Below are 19,010 nucleotides of genomic sequence, written 5' to 3'. Positions count from 1 at the left end.
TTTTCGAATTCAGGTTGGAACGCCGCTATTGTGTATCGAACCATTAAGGTGATAAATGTGCTCTGAATTCAAACTCTACGAACCTATAGTTAGCAATATGGACAAACTGCGAGCCATGGAAACCTTCGTTGCCGTCGTGGAGGGTGGCAACTTCACCGAGGCGGCGCAGAGACTTGAAATGTCGTCGGTAATGGTTGGAAAGTATGTGCGCGAACTGGAAGGACGCCTCGGTGCGCGCTTGCTTGAGCGCACCACACGACGCCAGAGCCTGACTGATGCTGGTCGCGTTTTTTACGAAGACGCCAAGCGTGCGCTTGAACACGTACGTATGGCCGAAACCTCGATCGAACGGTTGCGCGCTTCGCCATCCGGCACGTTGCGCATTAGCGCTCCAATCACCTTTGGCTCGTGTGTCATCGCTCCTCTGGCTGCGACTTTCCAGCAGCTGTATCCGCTGGTGCGCATTGAACTGGAATTGAGCAATCGCGTCGTTGACCTCATTGACGAGGGTTTTGATCTGGCTATCCGCATTGGTGATCTGGGCGATGCCGACCTGATAGCAAGGCCGCTGACCATGTATCGCATGGTGATCTGTGCGTCACCAGACTACCTCGCGCGACATGGCCGCCCAGAGACACCACAGGACCTGAGCGCGCATCACTGCCTTTTTCACACAGTGTGGAACAGCCGCAACGGCTGGAAGCTCAGAGGCTGGGATGGGGTGCAGCTGCCGATGGACCCCGTCTTCACATGCAATGATGGCAACGGATTGCGCATCGCAGCGATCGCCGGTGCGGGATTGTTGCTGCAGCCCGAAGTTCTGGTGGCTCACGATCTGGCAAGCGGGACGTTGGTGCCTGTCCTGCAAGCTTACTTGCCCGAGCCACACCCTATCCATATCGTGCATCGACACGATCGGCGACCGCTGCCAAAACTCACCCATTTTATTGCGCATTTGCTCGCGCATGTGGCGGAGCAGGAGTCGTCCTAGCGCGCTTCCCCGGGTTCTGGCGCCCACAAAGGTGTTGTTGCCGCTTCAGCTGTGAGAGCCCTTTTGGACGACAGCGTAGGCATATGCTTTCTCAGACACGACGGACGCTCGCCTGAACGCCGGTCAGTCGTGACAGGCAGCAATCGGCCAAAAGCGGACGTTTAGAGCGCATAAAATCTAGTCTTCCCACTGCTCTAAGTTTTCCATGCAGAAGAACGATCTTCGTATATGAATACTTCATAGGAGGGCACTCGCCCATTTAGCATAACTGGCACGTTTACTACGCTCCGGTCGCCGTATTCTGGAGGGTAAACCATCCAATCGATATCGTAATACCACCAGCCACTGTCAGAATCGCTAGCCTTTTTTAATGCGCAAGCATGAAACTGAGGCTCGGCATATGGATATGCCCTAAGCATGTTGAGAACAGCGAGTCTGGAAACTGCGATTGCTTCTCGCGGAGACAACGGCGGAAAATCCTCACTTTCGGGCCATGGTGGATTGTCAGCGCCTTCGTTTTTTCCGAAGGAAAATTTAAAAACAAGCTCTTCAAAGTAATAGGAATAAATTTTTAGCATCGCGGACTCCGATCAGAACTGAATACTTGTCAGGCGACTCGAGCAGACCGGCGACGGAGTAGAAATATGACGAACGCGGATAGCTGAGCATATGGATTCCAAATTATTTGCCTTCACGAGGCCAGGCGACTTGTGTGAAGCAGCGGCACGAAATCATGGGTTGCCGTGGATGAACGGTTCCTCTGGGTCGATTACGGCCCTCGCGACAGGCAGAGATCGGCCAAAAGCGGCGTTCGATCCACTACCTTCCAGCCGAAAAGCGGAAACTTCCCGATCTGTGAAAGCTAGTCTCTAAGGGTACGCATTATTTCCTCGACCACATACTTCGTGTATTTCTCACTGGTGTCAGTTTCCGGTGGGTCGTTACTGCGGAACCATTCACCTTGATCGAATGCCTGGTAAAGCGAGAAAGCGGGCTGAGGCATATCGTTAGTCATGCCTACTTCAACCACAGCATTTATGATCCCGTTCATAACGCCGTCGCAAAAATCATAGGGTAGAGATCCTTGGAGAAAGCCTTCCGCAACCGCGACGGACAGTCCGTTCAGTACATCATGCGGTGCAACGCCGAACCTTTCGCAAATGGGGGCTAGATCACTCAGCGTTAAACCCTCTGCTTCCGCTTTCACCGACAGTTCCTTGAGTTCGACCTTCGATAACACCATGATCATGAGCTTCTTCCGGTTAGGTGCGAAGGTCGCGCTTACAGAGTGGCCGCACAGCGGTGCCACACTTCAATTCCATGCTGCAATACGGATTCATGGTCGGTCAACTTCAGCTACAGGCAATGTCCGCTTTGGGTCGATTGTGTTGAAAAAGTCGGCTTTCCCGAAACACTCGAATATTGAGGGATGAAAACACCTCAGTTGCACGCTGCTACGCGAAATCCGAGTACGACCCAATACAGCCAGTTAAAATTGGCGGTGACCGACCAGAATCGGTCGATCGTGAGGTGGAGCCGAGCCCGTTCGGCTACCCCCTAGACGCAACGCTTAAAGCGAATAAACACTTCACCTGTTTACTCGTATATTTTTCCGCAGTACAAAAAATTAGCGAATTGCCGCCAAGGATTGGAGCCTTGAAGCCCCTGATCGACGCCAAAATTACTGGCCTCGGCCCATGCAATAGCTCCGTCTAGGAAGGCTTCTATCGTCCCGTTTTCCCAGTCACCATTCGATTTGTCTTCCGCCAGGGCGTGGGCAAAAGCCAGAAAGGTATTGGCGTCCTTGACCTGATCCAATTGCTCATGAAGCTCCATGGGTTTCTCCGCTCAAAGTCATAAGTAGCTCGTCGGATTATCCATAGAGCGAATAATGTCCGCTACTGGCCGATTTCTGCCGTTCGTGACGGGCAGCAATCGGCCAGAAGCAGTCGTTGGTGACGGGGGCTACGAGCTCGGCTGTCGGTGCCGGGCATAGAGTATTGAACCACCCACTCCCGACGCTCCTTTAGTTTGCAGTTCAAACGTATCTGGATATCCCTTGATCAACTCACTGAGCTTTTTATAACCATGGGTGCGAGGGTCGAACTCAGGTCTTAATTTGCTGATGTTGGTGCCCAGCGCACCCAATTGAGCCCAGCCGTCCTCGTCGGCAATGTCATCCAGGATCTTTGCGATGAAACTGACTGGTGCCTTGGGTAGCTTCTTTGCTTCGGCCGTACTGGCGGTTTTGGTGGCTTCGATTTCAGCGCGTGGCTCGGGTTCGAGTCGACCGTGTCCATTGCTTGCAGCAACAAGCGCTTCACCGCGCAGCAATTCGGTATAGATGAACTTGTCGCAGGCCGACACGAACGGTCTCGGGGTTTTCTCTTCACCAAACCCGTAGACCGTCAAACCTTCTTCCCGTAACCGCGAAGCGAGGCGGGTGAAGTCACTGTCGCTCGAAACCAGGCAGAAACCGTCGAAGCGTCGGGTGTACAGCAGGTCCATTGCGTCGATGATCAAGGCACTGTCTGTTGCGTTCTTACCTTTGGTGTACGCGAACTGTTGGATAGGCTGGATCGAATGGTCGAGTAGCACCTTTTTCCACCCACCCAACTGAGGGCCGGTCCAGTCGCCATAGATCCGTTTGACGTTGGCGACACCGTACTTGGCGATTTCTTCGAATAAACCTTCAACAATTGCTGCGGGAGCATTGTCGGCGTCGATTAACACTGCCAAGTGTTTTTGCATGGGGGCGGGTGCGTGGATGGCCATGGGTCGTCCTTGAATTGAGGACTTCAACATACCGTTAAATCACGGATGAGCAAAGGGATCACAGCTTCGCGTTAGAGAGTGCGTTTTGCCACCGGCTACGGGGTTGCAGTGATGTGCAAAGCGGAACCGATTAGCCATTGACTTTTAAGCGACCGATAGCAGCTTGCGCAAGGTGAGTTGGGCTGACGCTTACGTTGCGCAAGGGCTGCGATGAGAACTGACTACTCTGGAGTCAACTCAACCATAAGCGGCTGTGCAACGGGTTCGTCTGAATAAGAGATGACTTCCCAGTCAACGTAGCCAGGCGCTGTGACTTGGATCAGCGACCGACGCCTCATGGAACAACAAATATAGGGAAGCGACCAAAGAGTGTAACCACTGAGCGCAAAGGCTCCCTTTTCATCCGTCGTGGTGTGACGAATTTTATTGCCAGGAAATGAAGTGTATTTGACAGTCGCTTGTTTAATCGGCAGCAGAGAGTCTCGGTCGCCAAACCCGTAATCTAGCTTCGATTGCAAGCCTTGCTGGTTTGCCTACGTGCCTTCTTGTGCATTTTATTTTTGTCACAAAGTTGGAAGTGGAGGATTGGCCCAGTAAGAATGTGGGCCCTAGCCGGGGAACGGGCCCACATGCTCACCTCTCATCTCAAAATCATCGATTTTTTGAAATCACCCCAGTCATGTATTGATGTAAATCACGCAGATCCTGAACCCGCCAAGCGTACGGCGCTAGCTTTACGCCATTCTCTCGCAACGTTCTTGGAATCAGGTCCCCATTTGGACGAAGGATTATCGAAGACACGATAACGCCCGGATAATCATTCAGTCTTTTTTTGAAAACGGAGGTTGTAAGGTCAGGCGTAGGGGGATTGCTTTTATTGGCCAGTGGTCCTGTTCCTTTGATATCTGTTCCGTGGCACATGGCGCATCTCTGTACATAGAGATTTTTCCCATTGGCGTTATCCGCGAAGGACAGGGATGTTTGAATCAGCGATAAAATTCCTAGCGAAGCGATGAATAATATTTTCATCAGACCGTTCACGCCCATGCCTATTCCACCGCCTCAACCACGCCCTGATCCTCGCCCAGAAATCCGCCGCTCTGGTGATGCCACAGCCGCGCATAGGTACCGTTCTTCCCGAGCAGTTCCGTGTGGGTGCCTTGTTCTATGATGCGCCCGTCATCCATCACGATGAGCCTGTCCATGGCGGCGATCGTGGACAGACGATGGGCGATGGCAATCACGGTCTTGCCCTGCATCATGTCATCGAGGCTTTCCTGGATGGCCACTTCGACTTCTGAATCCAGGGCGCTTGTGGCCTCGTCCAGTAGCAGGATCGGGGCGTTCTTGAGCATCACGCGGGCAATGGCGACGCGTTGACGCTGGCCGCCCGACAGCTTGATACCACGCTCACCGACCAGGGTGTCGTAGCCGCTATGGCCATGCTTATCGCTCAGTTGGCTGATGAAGCCATCGGCCTGGGCATTGGCGGCGGCGCTGCGGATTTGCTCGTCGGTTGCGTCGGGGCGACCGTAGGCGATGTTGTCGCGAATGGACCGGTGCAGCAGGGAAGTATCCTGAGTGACCATGCCTATGGCGCTGCGCAGGCTGTCTTGCGTGACGTGCGCGATGTTTTGCCCGTCAATGCGAATCTCACCCTTGTCCACATCGTAGAAGCGCAACAGCAGGTTGATGAGCGTGGATTTTCCGGCGCCGGAGCGGCCCACCAAGCCAATTTTCTCCCCAGCGCGGATGGTCAGGCTCAGCCCATCGAGCACCTGGCGTTCGCCGTTGTAGTTGAAGCTCACATTGTCGAAGGTCACCGCGCCGCCAGTGGTCACCAGCGCACTCGCGTGCGGCGCGTCCTGCACCTTGGGGCCGCGGGTCAAGGTGGCCATGCCATCCTGCACGGTGCCGATGTTTTCGAAGAGCGAGGTCATTTGCCACATGATCCAGTGCGACATGCCATTGATGCGCAACGCCATGGCGGTAATCGCCGCCACGGCACCTGCGCCGACTTCGCCCTGGTGCCACAGCCATAGGGCATAACCGCCTGCACCCATGATCAACGCGACCACCAGTGCCTGGTTGACGATTTCGAATTGGCTGACCAGGCGCATCTGACGCAAGCCGGTCTGCTTGAAATCCTCCATTGCAGCGCGCGCGAAGTGGGCTTCGCGTTTTGAGTGCGAGAACAGTTTCACCGTGGTGATGTTGGTATAGGCATCGGAGATACGGCCGGTCATCGATGACCGCGCATTGGCCTGTTCCTGCCCGACTTCTCCCAGGCGGGGCACGAAGTAGCGCATGGCCAGGCCGAACAACGCGACCCAGGCAATGAAAGGCAGCATCAGTTTCAGGTCGAAGCCGCCGGCCAGGGCGATGATCGCGATGAAGTAAACGCCGATCCCCGGTGCGACCTCGATGAGGGTGAATAGCACCTCGCGCACCGATAGCGCCGTCTGCATCACCTTGGTGGTGACGCGGCCGGAGAACTCATCGGAGAAGAACGAAAGGCTTTGTCGCAGCATCAGCCGATGGAAATCCCAGCGCAGCCGCAACGGTAGATTGATCGCCAATATCTGGTGCTGCACCATCGTGCGCAACGCGACCAGCCCAATGCTGGTCAGCAATACGATGCCGATGCCCCACAGCACGCGACTTTCCTGCACCACCGCATCGCCACCGGCCTGCCAGGTCGACAGCAGGTCCACGACCTGCCCGAGGAAAGAAAACAGCCAGGCTTCGTAAATCGACACACCGGCACTGAGCAGCGCCAGCGCGAGAATATAGCCGCGGGCACCGCGCGTGCAGGCCCAGAGAAATCGCGCCAGGCCATCAGGCGGCGGCGGTACTTCGTCGGGCGGGAAGGGGTCGAGCCATTTCTCAAACGTGCGAAGCATGGTGGTCTCCAAAACATCCAGTGAGGAGATTCTGGCATTTAAAGGTTGCTTTGAGGGTTTTTGTAAGGGGTAAGGTTAATCGCCCAGAACCTTTTCCATGATGATGGTGCGCTCGACGCCGTGAAATTCGTCCCGGATTTTCAGGAAACCCAGGGCAAGATAAAACCCTTCGGCAGTGATCGAGGAGGGGACACGCAACAGCTTCACGCCGCTCTGCGCGGCCATTGATTCAATCGTCGCCATCAGTCGACTCCCAATGCCTTTCCCCTGATGGGCCGGGTCAACGAATAGGCTTCGGACGGTGTTTCGATCAAGGCTTCCTGTTGCGACGAGATGACCGTCAATGCTCGCGACATACACCTGACGTTGGGTTAGAAGGGACAGGATCGCCGAGGGTGAAAAGCTTTGTTGCACTCGTTTGATGATGTCTGGCGAATAATCTTGAGCATTGGATTCGCGCAACGCAGCCACTACGACCTCGCTTATTGCTGCGGCGTCCGTACTTATTGCGTTTCGAATCACACAGTCCATTGGGCATCCTTCGTTGAGTCTCCTGCGCCGCAGTCGTCGCTGCTGGTGGCCGAGCAGCGGTAAATCGATCACGAGACGATATTACACAGGCGTTTATCTTGGGCGGTGCTACTGTTTCATTTGTGCCTGCGGCGGGGAGGCGACCGCTGACGGAAAAACTGAATATTGGACGTAAATTCTTCATTAGCCAGGAGGCTAACATTATGTCTGCACAACCCCTCACACACGTGCTTATAGACACCGACGTCGATTTCGACGACTTCATGGCCATCTCGTATTTGCTAAAGCATCATGCGGTCAAGGTCGAAGGCATCACAGTGACGGGGGTGGGCGCTGTTCACTTGAGTCACGGCGTTGAAAACATCAGTAACTTCCTCACGCTGTTCAATGACCCAGAGATCGAGCGCATCCCCGTTGCGGCTGGTTTTCAGCGCCCCATGGTGTACAGCAATACCTTTCCCTTTGAAACGCGCCAGGCAGCGGATCAACATTACGACGCTGCGTTTCCACGGAAAAACCTCAATCCCACGCGAACCGATGCGGTCGCTTTCCTGAGGGAAACACTGAAAAATGCCGATCACACATTCACCGTATTGATGATAGGCGGGGGCACGACCTGGGGGCATTTGTTCCAGCAAGCTCAAACCGACGCCGCATTACAAGATTTGTTGCGCAGCAAAGTAGACCGCATCGTTATGATGGGGGGCAATTTGTTGCCGCAATACGTCCAGCCCGGAGCGCCTGGCAATATTATTGACGCCTTGGGCGACACTCCCTACTACACCAATAAAGTGGCCGAATGGAACATCTTCCTGGATCCGCTCTCTGCCCAATATGTCTTTAATAGCGGGATCCCAGTGCAATTGGTTGCGCTAAACGCCTGTAACCAGATCCTCATTACGCAGGATTTCCTGCGACAACTCTCCCGTATTACCAACCCGGTTGCTCAATTCCTCACACAGGTGCTGCAAAGCTCGACCATAGCGCCCGGTATCGGCAACTATCTGTATTTTTGGGACCCCTTGGCGGCCATCGCGATAACCGATCCTCAGCTTATCCAATTTACCCGCTATAGCCTGCTGGTAGAGCAAGAGCTGAACGAAGAACAGGATACGAGCGGGAAGTTGATTCCGGATAACGCTGGCGCTCCAGTCGACGTTGCCGTGGGAACCGGCCCCGGTTTCGTCAAGGCTCTTTATCTGAACACCATCGCAGGGAACTCGACCAAAGCCACGGCTGAAAACATGGCCAACATTACGGAGGTAACGCCAGATGAATAGAGTGCTCTCTATTGTTGCAACCGGCCGGGTCTCCCAGGAAGATTTTACCTAGCAACGCAGACGTCAAAAGGGCCCATGCGTTCTCATACAGCCTGGGCCCATTGTCGACGAGGAAATCGCCATGCACCCTGGCGTCGACGCTCGACAACCCCTATACGTTGCCTTTAACGAAGTGCTATCCGATTAGTTCTTGAGCTTGTTTTGGTTGTCGCTGATCCAGAACATGAACCATCAGGCAGGCATACAGCGACACGAGGATAAACAGTCCCATGCGCACGGCAAACGCCGTGTAGACGTCCTTGCCCGCAATACTGTCCTGAACCGACTGGCCCAGCAGGATAATCAGCGTGATCAGGCTGTTGAGCCAGAACCCCGGGCTCAACCGTGTAGGGCTTAGTGCATATAGCTTGCGCGCGAGTGCGAGACCGAACAGCAGCATCCAAAGGAAGAACATCCATAGGTGTACAAAGAGGCTGAGTGCACACCAGAAAAGCACCGCCAGCAGGCCGCCTAACAAGGTAGAGCCAATCAATTCTCGAGCGGCATTGCGCGTCGTCGTTGTGGAACTCTGCTGACCCAGGCTGACCGCTTTCAAGACAATGGGCAGGTAACTGGCCGGATCGATCAGGGCCACCAGAAACGTCGGCAATACAATCAGCGCCGCACGCAGCGCAACCCTGTCAACTTCTTCCGCTCGCAGGGCCGGGGCCGCGGGTGGTGCCGGCGTATTGGCTGGCTCGGGAAACAGCCAGTGACTTAACGCGAGCACGATGACGGCGAGGATCAAGCCTTTGACTAATGCACCGATGATCATCATCGCCAAGTCAAAATCGGCAAAGCCAGCTGAGGAGATCATGGTCAGGCCGATCACCAGAAACGTGACGATCAGGTTATTGCCGCCACGCAAGCCAAATCGAAAAACCAGGAACAGGCTGACGCTGATCAGGAGAATGCCGCTGACCGGGTAGTAGCGCAGGATCGGGATAAGCAATAGGCCTACACCGGTGGTCAACATCGCTGCCAGTGCAAGTGTCAGTCCGGCCTTGAGTTGCAACGGCCGATTGAGGGTCGCGAGCAGTAGTACCGCAAACACGGGCGCGATAAAGGGAATCGGCAAGGCCATCGCGAAGCTGGCGGCAAGGCACAGCGCGGTGCCTGTAGCCAGGCGTAACGCCCGCTGAGTCCTTGGCATCCGCTTAGTAGGCATAAGACAGCCAACTCATCAGCCTCAGAAATAAGCGGCCCAGTGGATTCAGCGGGTTGCCTTGAGAGGGGAAAGCCATGACCTCGGCTTGGCCACCGGCACGCATCGTGCGACTGTCACGCAGCCTGGCCATGGAGTCCTCGGAAAATTCGATGATCACCGGAAAACGCTGTGCTGGACGAAGCCAGTCCCGGCTGTTCTGCACCGTTGGCAAGGTCCCGGGGGGTGGCGTTTGACCCACGCTGACGCCGTAGCCGACACTGCGTACGCGCCCGTCGAACACTTCGCCTGGCACTGCATCCAGGACGATCGCAACCGGTGTGTCGGGCTTGACCAGGCCGAGGTTGTTTTCGGTCATGTCTGCGCTGATCCACACATCGTGGATGGCGATCAGGGTCATGACAGGGCTGCCGACGGCTGCGAACTGCCCAGCGTCGGTGCGTAGATCGGTGATCAAACCTGCCGAGCGTGCGCGAACCTGTGTATTAGCCTGATCGAGTTCAGCTTTCGACAACGCGGTGGCAGCGCTGAGCAGCAAGGCGTTGTTTTGCGCACTGCCACCTTCCTGCTCGCGCGCGCGCTGGACTTCGGCACGGGCGGCGGCGACCTGGCTGACCGCTTGTTTGTAGTTGGCGCGAGATACTTCGAGCAGGCGTACGGAAATGGTGCCGGGGTCTTCGCGGTACAAGCCCTCGAGGCGCTGGTTATCCTGCTGCGCCTTGAGTTCATTCGCCTGGGCCGCTTGCAAATTGGCTTGTGCCGCGGCGATGCCGGCGGTGCTGGCACCGATCTGTCGACGGGTGGACTCAAGATCTGCACGCGCACGGTCGACGGTAATCTGATAGGGCTGAGGATCCACTTCGAACAGCACGTCTCCCGCCTTGACCTCTTGATTGTTACGCACGTTGACGCGGATGACTCGACCAGCCACTTCCGCAGCTACCGGAATCACAAAGGCACCTACTCGAGCCTGTTGCGTATAAGGCGTAAAGCGGTCAGCCAACAAGTACCAGACCAGACTCAGTGTGATTAAAATCAGCACCCACTTGATGCCTTTTGACGCTGGATCAGCGGGCGGTTCTGGCGCCTTGGGAGAAGAGGCATCAGGGGAGGGCTGCGCGGCTTCACTCATGATTGTTTTCCTTTTTGGGGCCCGCTGCCGAGGGCTCATCCAGCCATTTGCCCCAGTCTGTGCGCGCTTCCATTTGCTGGCGGGTGGCCGGGTCAACTTTCGGTAGGGCGCTGTGCCAACCACCGCCCAGCGCTTTGTATAGGGCAATCAAATTGCTGACAGCATCGCTTCGGCTGACCAGGTAATTGTCCTGTTGCTCCAGCAGTGCGCGTTGCGAGTCAAGCACCCGCTGGAAGTCCGAATACCCTTCACGATACTGGGCGCTGGCCAGCACCAATGAACGCCTGGCGGCGACTTCGGCCTCACGCAGGATTGCTTCGCGCTCCAGGGACTTGATCAGTCCATTGGCTGCGTCATCTGCCTCGCGTGCAGCTTGGCGCACCCTTTCGCGGTAAGCTTCGATCAGTTGCTGCAACCGCGCATCCTGCACGCGTACGTTGTTACTGATCTGGCCATGGTCGAACAGATTCCAGCGCAGACTCGGGCCACCGATCAGGTCCAGACTCCTGGGCGTGCCATTGAGCGTGTCAGTCGTCCAAGCGATGCTGCCCAGCAAGGTCAGCGATGGATAGAAATCGGTTTCGGCCACGCCGATCAGGGCCGATTGGGCCGCGACATTGAGTTCAGCGGCGCGCACGTCGGGCCTACGCAGCAGCAGATTAGCCGGTACATCCTGCAGCACTGTACGGTCCACCAGCGGGATCAATCCTTCATTTTCCACCAGCTGCGGTAGTGTGCCGGGCGGCCGTCCAATCAATACCGCCAACGAATTACGGGTACGCAGAACCTGATCTTCGAAGTTGGGGATGGTACTGAGGGTGCCCAGGTATTGGGTTTTGGCTTGTTGCAGGTCGAGTTCTGCACTCTGGCCGCTCTTGAACAGCTTTTCGGTGATCTCGAAGTTACGCTTTTGCTGTTTGGCGTTTTCCTTGGCAACGCGCAAACGTGCTTCGGTGGTACGCAGCGAAAAGTAAGTACTCGCCAGTTGGGCGCGTAGCAGAACCAGCCCGTCTTCGTAATTGGCCTGGGCGGCGAAGTAACTGGCATCGGATGATTCAATGGCGCGACTGAAGCGTCCCCAGAAGTCCAGTTCCCAGCCGATGTCGAACCCCGCACCGTATTGCCAGAAATGGCTGTTCTGCGGATTACTCCCGCCGGATTGCTTACGGTTGAAGTACAGACTGTCGGCGCTGGCTTGCTGCAGTTGTGGGTAACGCCCGCTTTGGGCGATCCCCAACTGGGCCCGAGCCTCAATCACCCGCAGACCGGCAACTTTAAGGTCTGAATTGTTGGCATCCGCCTCGGCAATCAGACGGTTGAGGACCGGATCGTCGAAAACTTGCCACCATTGACGAAAGTCCGGGGTCCGGCTGCGTTGACTGACGTGCTCAAGGGCAGGGGTGGTCCAGTGTCCTGGCCACGCTTCCCTGGGTGACTGAAAGTCTGGCCCCAGGCGCACGCAGCCACTTAAGCCGAGCACTCCAAACACCAGCAGTTGGCCCGATCGCGTCAGAGGCATGCGTTTTTCCCGGTCAAGGAAGATTACAGGAGCATAGACGCCCTGATCGTCCGCAGACTGCTACGCTTTTCAAGCATCTTCACATCTGAAACGACCAAGCCAAAAGGTACGACAGCCATGAACTCCCCCCATACCGCTAAATGGCGCTTCAAACTGGGTATAGCCATTATTTGTCTTATGCTCGGCTCTTGGCTCATGGTGCCGGTCGCGGCTGCGCTTGAAGTGCCTGGTTCGAAGATCGCGGCGCTGAGTGGGGTCCTATTTATCAGCAACAAAATCCTGCTGATTCTCGTCATCGCTGTAATGGGTAAGGCAGGCTTCCAGCAGTTGAAGCGCAGCGTGTTCGGTTACGTGTCCGGGCTTGTGCCTTCTATGGACAATGAAGTTGGTCCGGTTCGTCATCGAATCGGCATCGTAATGTTCTGCTTGCCGTTGATCTCAGCATTCCTCGAACCTTACGTCGATACTTTCTGGCCAGGTCTCAGACCGAACCTCTGGCAGGCTCAGGTGTTGGGTGACGCCATGCTGATTGGCAGCTTTTTTGTACTCGGGGGGAATTTTTGGGAGAAGGTACACGCATTATTTGTTCGAACTGCACGTGTCTCAGATTCAAGTACGGTTTGAGTCGACGATAGAACGACTGTTTGCATGCCGGAGAAAGAAGGTTGATTGGTACCGTGTCCCACCCAATGCCTTTTCGAGATATCACTGACTGCTGTACGGGCTGGATCCGGACGCAGAGTATGAATCCAACCCCTTTGAACTGGAGCAACTGCGAACTCAGCCCGGCTTCCCCGCAATGGGATTATTGCCTATCGGTCGCGACGGCGGCGCGAGCCTATTGCTGCTGGACCTGCGGGAAGGCCGTCAGGACGTGGGCGCGATGGTTGCGGGCTTACCTGCATGGGGCGGCCACCGCCATCTGACGCCTCCAACTATTGCGCAACCGCAAAACCATACGTCTGCTCCTGCAGACTCGTTTTGATCAACTCGGCCAGTTGTTTAACGGCGGGCGTCGGGTCTTCTTCACTGCTGTGAAGCACATAGCCGAGGCTTGGTACGGGCGGTAAGCCGGAAATGACGGTGAGATGACTCGGCAGCCCAATGCGAGTTCGCAGAGTCAGGCCCAAGCCAGCGGCAACGGCCGCCCAGATGCCAGCGACGCTGGGGCTGGTCAGGGCGATTCGCCAGGGAACTTGCGCGGCATCCAGCGCCTGTGTGGCAGTGCTACGCAACACGCAAGGCGCGTCGAACATGATCAATGGCAGCGGTGAGTCAGCAAGAGGGGTAAGTGCCAGCGTGTCACGAGCCCCGATCCAGTGCATCTGTGTTTCGCCCAGTCGCGTGGCATAGGGCGACGTCTGCCCAGTGTCCCACGTCAGGGCCAAGTCCAGGCCAGCGCTTTCGACCAGCGCAAGCAATTCGGCGTTACGCGCGATCCGGACTTCGAGAGTCACCATCGGGTAAGCCTGGACGAAGCGTCGGAGAATCTGGCTCAGTAAATGTTCCCCAAAGTCTTCCTGCAGCCCGAGGCGAATTGTCCCGGCGGTTTGGCTTTCATGCAGGGTCTGGAAAATGCCGTCGTTCAATTCCAGCAATCGACGGGCATGACTGAGCAGTGATTCACCTACGGGCGTCAAGACTAACCCTCGACCAGATTTGGTCAGTACCGGCGTGCCGATCTGCTCCTCAAGTTTCTTCAATTGAGCGCTCACGGCGGAAGTCGATCGACCGAGACGATCCGCCGCTTTGGCAAAGCTGTTGAACTCCACGCCCGTGACGAAAGTACGCAATACATCAAGATCGAAGGTCGGGCGGCGCATTGGATGGTCCACTAATTTGGGATGATCGCCTCTATTAGATCTGATATTCGGAACTGTCGCGACTTGATAGTTTTCCCCTTGTCGATTTAGCCATGGGAGTCACTGGTATGCCGTTTTCACGTATTTCACTGCACCGGGGGAAATCGGCCGAGTATTTACGGGCGTTGTCCCAGGGGTTGCACGACGCCCTGGTTGATAGCTTCGAGGTGCCGAAGGCCGATCGCTTCCAGGTCATTCACCAGCATGAAGTGGGCGAGCTGATATTTGATCCCGACTACCTGGGTGGACCGCGTAGCCATGACTTTGTGCTGATTACAATTACCGCTGGCCGTCCTCGAAGCGTCGAGACGAAACAGCGTTTCTACCGTGATCTGGTCGAAAAACTGAGGCGTGCGCCAGGTCTCAACGAGGAGGATGTAATGGTAGTGATCAGCACTACGGCCAGCGATGAATGGTCGTTTGGCGGCGGCCGGGGCAACTAATCTTCGGGTCTGTGCCGCGTGTGAAGAATCGCGCTGCAGGCCCACTCGGCCACCCCTTTTCCATTTACACCGCCTCGGCCGGAAGCTGAGCCGGCCGATCGGCAGACACGGTGCGCACGACGGTGTCCGCCTGAGCGCTAGGCCTTCGCGCCATGCATAATTATCCGGCCATCGTATCCACAGCTGATCCAGCCACCGGTCCTGGTGGGAAGAACATCGGTTGCAAAATTTTCGTGCGCCCCGATGACAGCCCCTTGCCGTGACGGCAGGTCCCACCGGCTTACGAACCCATCCTCGCCGCATGTCAGCAGCGCGTGTCGGGCCTCGAATCGCACGCGCCGGACCGGCCCGTCGTGGGCCGCAAGGCAGTCCAGGTGCTCCAGCATCGGGTCGGTCGCTAACAGGTGCACCCTGCCGTCAAGGTCGCCAGCGGCCAAGATGACGCTGCCATCGGCGTCAATCCAGCTCGCGAGCGTTCTCAGGGGGCGGCCCAGATCGATCACTTGCGCACAGTCCCGCACCGCGGGCCGCCACAGCCTGACCGTTCCATCCTCCGATGCGGTGGCGAAACCGCCGTGGCTCAAAGGTGCGATCGCCCAGATCCAGCAGGCATGGGCCTGGCGCCTGTCCGCGGCGCCCGTCGCCAGGTTCCAGACCGTCACGCGACCGTCGGCGGCCCCGGTCACGAGGCGGCCACAGTCGAGCCGTACACAGGACAGCACGGCCGAATCCGACGTGCCGACCAGCGTTGACTTCCCGGTCGCCAAGGACCAGCGCCGGATCGTGCGGTCGCGCGAATGCGACACAAGCTCACCAGGCGCAGATTCCACCAGGCCCAGGACGGACTGGGTGTGTCCATCGAGCTGGCCAAAACACTTGCCCTCGTGGTCCCAAAGCCGGATGGTTGCGTCGCGCCCAGCGCTTGCAAAGCCCATGTCGCCAAGGCTGGCAAGCGCCCAGATGTATCCGTTGTGGTCCGGTTGGAAGGGGGCGTCGACCTGCGGGGGATGCTGCGGCTCGTACATCAGATCACTGCGCATGACGTATTTTTGGCCAGAGTCCACCAGGGCGCCGGCGTGCCAGAGCGAGTGGTCGAACACGATCAGGCTGCCCTTGCGGGGACGCAGGCGGAGCGTGGCATCCCGGTTCGACATGGCTGCGGACCTTCCTTCAAAAAACACCGTCTCCCCGCCGCTAAATGCATCGTCGTTCAGATAGACCATGAAGGTCAGGCGCGACTGTGTGCGCTGGTGATGGTGTACACCGTCCTGATGGGCGCGGAACTGAGTGCCGGGCCGGTAGCGGCAAAAGCGCAACCGCTCATTGACGCCAACCATGCGCCAGTCGTCTTCCTTCACCACCGCGCCGAGCCCCGGCATCTGTGAGACGCAGTGCATAAGGCGTTCGAAAAGCCGCCTGGCCAGGGTTGGATCGTCCACCACGATCCGGTCATTGTCGCGGTAGGAGGGTGGGTAGTCAGGCCCTGCGCTGACGAACCCGCGCGTCTGCGCAGCCTCCACCAAGGCCGCGCACTCGCTTGCCGAGAGAAACCCGTGGACGAGGACGCACCGCACCGCGTCACCAAGCGGTAGCTCGACGGTGGCCGAGGGAGCAGTCGCTCTCGCCAGCAGTGTTTCAGCGAAGGAATTCATCGCGGCCTCAAAAGTTGGCCAAATGACCAATATTGGCAAAGCTAGGGTTTAGCGAGACCTCTGTCAATGCTAAGCTGGTTCTGTAACCAACATTGGGGAGTGACATGGCACGACGCTCGAATACCGATGAAAGACGCAGCCAGATCGTAGCGGCACTCCAGGCCGTCATGGCAAGGGCCGGTTACGCCGGCGCAACCATAGCGGCCATCGCCCGGCATGCAGGGCTCGCCCCGGGCCTGGTGCACTATCACTTCAAGGACAAGCGCGAGATCTTGGTGGCACTGGTCGATTCGCTGGCCGACTACGCCCATCAGCGTTATGCGTCCCGGGCCGCCGCGGCCCAAACGGCCGAGCAAAAGCTCGAGGCCTACATTACAGCCCACCTTGCCTACGGCCCGGACGCGCAGCCCGATGCGGTCGCGGCGTGGGTGATGATCGGCGAGCAGTCGGCGCACGACCCTGACGTGCGCGAGGTCTATCAGGCGGCACTAGCGGCGCAGATGAAGCTCCTGAAAGGCCTGCTCCGGCAGCGATTCGCCGAATGCGGACGTCGTGCCCGGCGGCTCGACTCCTTCGTCGCTGGCGTCACATGCTTCATCCAGGGCGCGTTCACCCTGTCCACCACGGCGCGGCCGCTGCTGCCGACGGCCTTCGCCGCACCGACACTGATCGCCTGGGTGGAACGCTACATTGAGGCGGAGGAGGAGCGATGACGGGCCAGTCGGACGGGAGCGGCCGATTCCCGGCCAGCGCAAACGGCGACCTCGAGGTGCCTGATGGCGTGGGTTTCGCCGCCTGGGAGCGCGTCTGGGCGGAGCTTGGCGTCAGCTGTGCGTCGCGCGAGACGTACGAAGAACTCATTCGACACTACTGCGAGCCGCACCGTGCGTATCACAACCGCCAGCATTTAGAGGAATGCCTCCAGGTGCGCCGATTCGTCAACGCTGCCTGCCAGGCTCCCGCTGAAGTCGATCTCGCGCTATGGTTCCATGACGCGATCTACGAGCCCCTTCGCAGCGACAACGAGCTGCGCAGTGCGCAATGGTTGGACGACGTGGCGCGCAATAGCGGCCTCGGCGATGAAACACGACGCAGGCTTTACGACCTGGTCATGGTGACGCGACACGACGGCGCTCCGGCGTCGGCAGACGAAGCGGTGTTGGTGGACACGGATCTGGCGATCCTTGGGGCATCGTTCGAGCGATTCGAGGAATACGACCAACAAGTCCGCCGCGAGTACCAGTATGTGCCTCAGTTTGTGTACCGCCGAAAGCGGCGCCAGGTACTGGAGGGCTTCCTGGCGCGCGGGCGCATCTATACGACCGCACCGTACTTCGACGCATTCGAGCAGCAGGCACGCGTAAATCTTGCACGCGCCATCGATCGCCTCGACTGAGGGGCGGATTCAAGCGGCGAAGGGGTATTCTCCTTTGCCGGTGCTTGGCCACGATAACGGGCCTCAAGACCATCGCGAACTTCCGAAAAGACAACAGCAAGGCCATCCGAGATGTCTGTCACGGCAGCCTTTCTCGTTACTGCTCAAGCATCAAGCTACGCCAAAGGATCACCGGCTTTTCTACCGGCGCATCTTCTGGTTCCAGCTGCTTTTGTGTGGGCCCGTTGTGCGGTGGCGGCTCCTCGGGTTCGGGCGTTGGAGTCTGATACGGGTCGGCATGCTCGTTATCTACTGACATCTTTTGTGGTGCGCTTATTGGATTGTTATGGTGACTTTGCCTTTTGACCTGCCCTGCTCGACGTATCGCAACGCCTCTGCGGTCGATACAAAGGGGAAGGAACGATCAATGACCGGTTTGATGACGCCAGCCTCGATAAGCGAGGTGATTTTTTGCAGTTGCACTCCGTTGGCACGCATAAACAAAAATGCATAGCTCACCCCATGTTTGCGGGCCTTTCTGCGAATACCGCTGCTCAGCAGGCGCATGACTTGCCCCAGTACCCAGGACAAGCCTTGCTCTTGGGCAAACTGCGCGGTCGGCGGCCCTGAAAGGGAAATGAGCTGTCCGCCGGGCTTGAGAACCTTGATCGATTTCTCCAGTACATCGGCGCCGAGGCTGTTCAACACCACATCGTAATCACGTAACTCGTTGGCAAAATCCTGCTGTTTGTAATCGATGACCACATCCGCCCCGAGTGCTTTCACCCATTCGACATTCGCCGTGCTGGTGGTGGTCGCAACGAAGGCGCCGAGGTGTTTGGCGAGCTGGATGGCCAGCGTGCCGACTCCGCCGGATCCGGCATGAATTAACACCTTCTGGCCTTTTTTCACCTGGGCGGTCTCAACCAGCGCTTGCCAGGCCGTCAAGACGGCCAAGGGGATGGACGCCGCTTCGGCCATATCGAGATTCGAGGGTTTCAGCGCAAGCGCGTTTTCGTCCACGGCGATCAGTTCAGCAAACGTCCCGATCCGTGCCTCGGGAGGGCGTGCGTAGACTTCGTCTCCTGGCTTGAATCGCTTCACCGCCGAACCCGTGCGAACCACCACTCCGGCCAGGTCATTACCCAATACCAATGGAAACGTATAGGGCAGGATCAGTTTGAATTCTCCTGTTCTGATCTTCGAGTCCAAGGGGTTCACGCTCGTTGCATGCACCTGGATCAGAACGTCATGTACACCGACCGCGGGGTCGGGCACTTCGCCAATCACTCCGTTCTGCTTGCCGTAGCGGTCGATAAAAAATGCCTTCATGTTGCAGCTGC

19 protein-coding genes are annotated in these 19,010 nt (G+C 57.4%); 6 read left to right on the top strand and 13 right to left on the bottom strand.

All coding sequences use genetic code 11. From position 1 onward, the window contains the following. The first annotated feature begins 97 nt into the window (after window positions 1-97). Window positions 98-991 carry a LysR substrate-binding domain-containing protein gene (locus tag ACWNZ1_RS07110; protein WP_256452612.1) on the top strand — a complete coding sequence of 298 codons (894 nt, stop codon included), beginning with the start codon at window positions 98-100 and terminating at the stop codon, window positions 989-991. 194 nt (window positions 992-1,185) lie between these two features. On the opposite strand, the gene ACWNZ1_RS07105 is transcribed toward ACWNZ1_RS07110, so the two are convergent. From ACWNZ1_RS07105 to ACWNZ1_RS07075, 7 genes are all read right to left on the bottom strand, one after another. After that, window positions 1,186-1,569 (bottom strand): hypothetical protein, encoded by a 384-nt coding sequence (locus ACWNZ1_RS07105; protein ID WP_256452613.1) that lies wholly within the window; start codon window positions 1,567-1,569, stop codon window positions 1,186-1,188. A gap of 284 nt (window positions 1,570-1,853) precedes the next feature. Further along, window positions 1,854-2,240, bottom strand: coding sequence for a hypothetical protein (locus ACWNZ1_RS07100; RefSeq protein ID WP_256452614.1), 387 nt, complete (start codon window positions 2,238-2,240; stop codon window positions 1,854-1,856). 347 nt (window positions 2,241-2,587) lie between these two features. Further along, window positions 2,588-2,827 (bottom strand): DUF7660 family protein, encoded by a 240-nt coding sequence (locus ACWNZ1_RS07095; protein ID WP_069556794.1) that lies wholly within the window; start codon window positions 2,825-2,827, stop codon window positions 2,588-2,590. Window positions 2,828-2,956: 129 nt separating this feature from the next. After that, window positions 2,957-3,766, bottom strand: a complete 810-nt coding sequence (locus ACWNZ1_RS07090; RefSeq protein WP_265072963.1) for an NYN domain-containing protein — start codon at window positions 3,764-3,766, stop codon at window positions 2,957-2,959. Between the two features lie 651 nt (window positions 3,767-4,417). Beyond that, window positions 4,418-4,795 (bottom strand): c-type cytochrome, encoded by a 378-nt coding sequence (locus ACWNZ1_RS07085; RefSeq protein WP_256454392.1) that lies wholly within the window; start codon window positions 4,793-4,795, stop codon window positions 4,418-4,420. Between the two features lie 20 nt (window positions 4,796-4,815). Further along, a complete protein-coding gene (locus ACWNZ1_RS07080) occupies window positions 4,816-6,669 on the bottom strand; it encodes an ABC transporter ATP-binding protein (protein ID WP_135844847.1) in 1,854 nt (617 codons plus the stop codon). A 75-nt stretch (window positions 6,670-6,744) separates the two neighbouring features. Beyond that, on the bottom strand, window positions 6,745-7,200 hold the full coding sequence (locus ACWNZ1_RS07075; protein WP_135844848.1) for a GNAT family N-acetyltransferase: 456 nt from the start codon (window positions 7,198-7,200) through the stop codon (window positions 6,745-6,747). Window positions 7,201-7,298: 98 nt separating this feature from the next. Between ACWNZ1_RS07075 and ACWNZ1_RS07070 the strand changes: the two genes are divergently transcribed. After that, window positions 7,299-8,480: a nucleoside hydrolase gene (locus ACWNZ1_RS07070; RefSeq protein ID WP_256452617.1), complete on the top strand. Its 1,182-nt coding sequence runs from the start codon at window positions 7,299-7,301 to the stop codon at window positions 8,478-8,480. 175 nt (window positions 8,481-8,655) lie between these two features. On the opposite strand, the gene ACWNZ1_RS07065 is transcribed toward ACWNZ1_RS07070, so the two are convergent. The 3 genes from ACWNZ1_RS07065 to ACWNZ1_RS07055 are packed head-to-tail and all read right to left on the bottom strand — an operon-like array spanning window position 8,656 to window position 12,335. Continuing rightward, a complete protein-coding gene (locus ACWNZ1_RS07065) occupies window positions 8,656-9,687 on the bottom strand; it encodes a DUF2955 domain-containing protein (RefSeq protein ID WP_135844850.1) in 1,032 nt (343 codons plus the stop codon). Beyond that, on the bottom strand, window positions 9,677-10,816 hold the full coding sequence (locus tag ACWNZ1_RS07060; RefSeq protein WP_456027519.1) for an HlyD family secretion protein: 1,140 nt from the start codon (window positions 10,814-10,816) through the stop codon (window positions 9,677-9,679). Before ACWNZ1_RS07060 ends, ACWNZ1_RS07065 begins: the two co-directional genes overlap by 11 nt. Continuing rightward, window positions 10,809-12,335 carry a TolC family protein gene (locus ACWNZ1_RS07055; RefSeq protein WP_256452619.1) on the bottom strand — a complete coding sequence of 509 codons (1,527 nt, stop codon included), beginning with the start codon at window positions 12,333-12,335 and terminating at the stop codon, window positions 10,809-10,811. Before ACWNZ1_RS07055 ends, ACWNZ1_RS07060 begins: the two co-directional genes overlap by 8 nt. A gap of 117 nt (window positions 12,336-12,452) precedes the next feature. Between ACWNZ1_RS07055 and ACWNZ1_RS07050 the strand changes: the two genes are divergently transcribed. Further along, window positions 12,453-12,959 (top strand): transporter suffix domain-containing protein, encoded by a 507-nt coding sequence (locus tag ACWNZ1_RS07050; protein WP_135844853.1) that lies wholly within the window; start codon window positions 12,453-12,455, stop codon window positions 12,957-12,959. A gap of 311 nt (window positions 12,960-13,270) precedes the next feature. Here the strand turns inward: ACWNZ1_RS07050 and ACWNZ1_RS07045 are convergent, their stop codons facing one another. Next, window positions 13,271-14,158, bottom strand: a complete 888-nt coding sequence (locus tag ACWNZ1_RS07045; RefSeq protein ID WP_135844854.1) for a LysR substrate-binding domain-containing protein — start codon at window positions 14,156-14,158, stop codon at window positions 13,271-13,273. 107 nt (window positions 14,159-14,265) lie between these two features. Between ACWNZ1_RS07045 and ACWNZ1_RS07040 the strand changes: the two genes are divergently transcribed. Then, window positions 14,266-14,640 carry a tautomerase family protein gene (locus ACWNZ1_RS07040; protein ID WP_135844855.1) on the top strand — a complete coding sequence of 125 codons (375 nt, stop codon included), beginning with the start codon at window positions 14,266-14,268 and terminating at the stop codon, window positions 14,638-14,640. 137 nt (window positions 14,641-14,777) lie between these two features. Here the strand turns inward: ACWNZ1_RS07040 and ACWNZ1_RS07035 are convergent, their stop codons facing one another. Continuing rightward, complete coding sequence (locus tag ACWNZ1_RS07035; protein WP_456027518.1) at window positions 14,778-16,292, bottom strand: 2OG-Fe(II) oxygenase; 1,515 nt, start codon at window positions 16,290-16,292, stop codon at window positions 14,778-14,780. A 104-nt stretch (window positions 16,293-16,396) separates the two neighbouring features. On the opposite strand from ACWNZ1_RS07035, the gene ACWNZ1_RS07030 reads away from it, so the two are divergent. Together ACWNZ1_RS07030 and ACWNZ1_RS07025 are read left to right on the top strand one after the other, a co-directional pair. After that, the gene (locus ACWNZ1_RS07030) at window positions 16,397-17,005 is read left to right on the top strand and encodes a TetR/AcrR family transcriptional regulator (protein ID WP_456027517.1); all 609 of its coding nucleotides are present in this window, start codon (window positions 16,397-16,399) and stop codon (window positions 17,003-17,005) included. Next, entirely contained in the window at window positions 17,002-17,688 is a 687-nt protein-coding gene (locus ACWNZ1_RS07025; RefSeq protein WP_265072968.1) for an HD domain-containing protein, read from the top strand. Before ACWNZ1_RS07030 ends, ACWNZ1_RS07025 begins: the two co-directional genes overlap by 4 nt. Window positions 17,689-18,000: 312 nt before the next feature. On the opposite strand, the gene ACWNZ1_RS07020 is transcribed toward ACWNZ1_RS07025, so the two are convergent. After that, window positions 18,001-18,999, bottom strand: a complete 999-nt coding sequence (locus ACWNZ1_RS07020; RefSeq protein ID WP_456027516.1) for an NADP-dependent oxidoreductase — start codon at window positions 18,997-18,999, stop codon at window positions 18,001-18,003. Window positions 19,000-19,010: the final 11 nt, after the last annotated feature.

It is taken from the genome of Pseudomonas sp. CFBP 5748 (assembly GCF_053850495.1).
The sequence above is the reverse complement of the archived record's forward strand: the minus strand, read 5'-3'. Positions and strand labels throughout refer to the sequence as shown.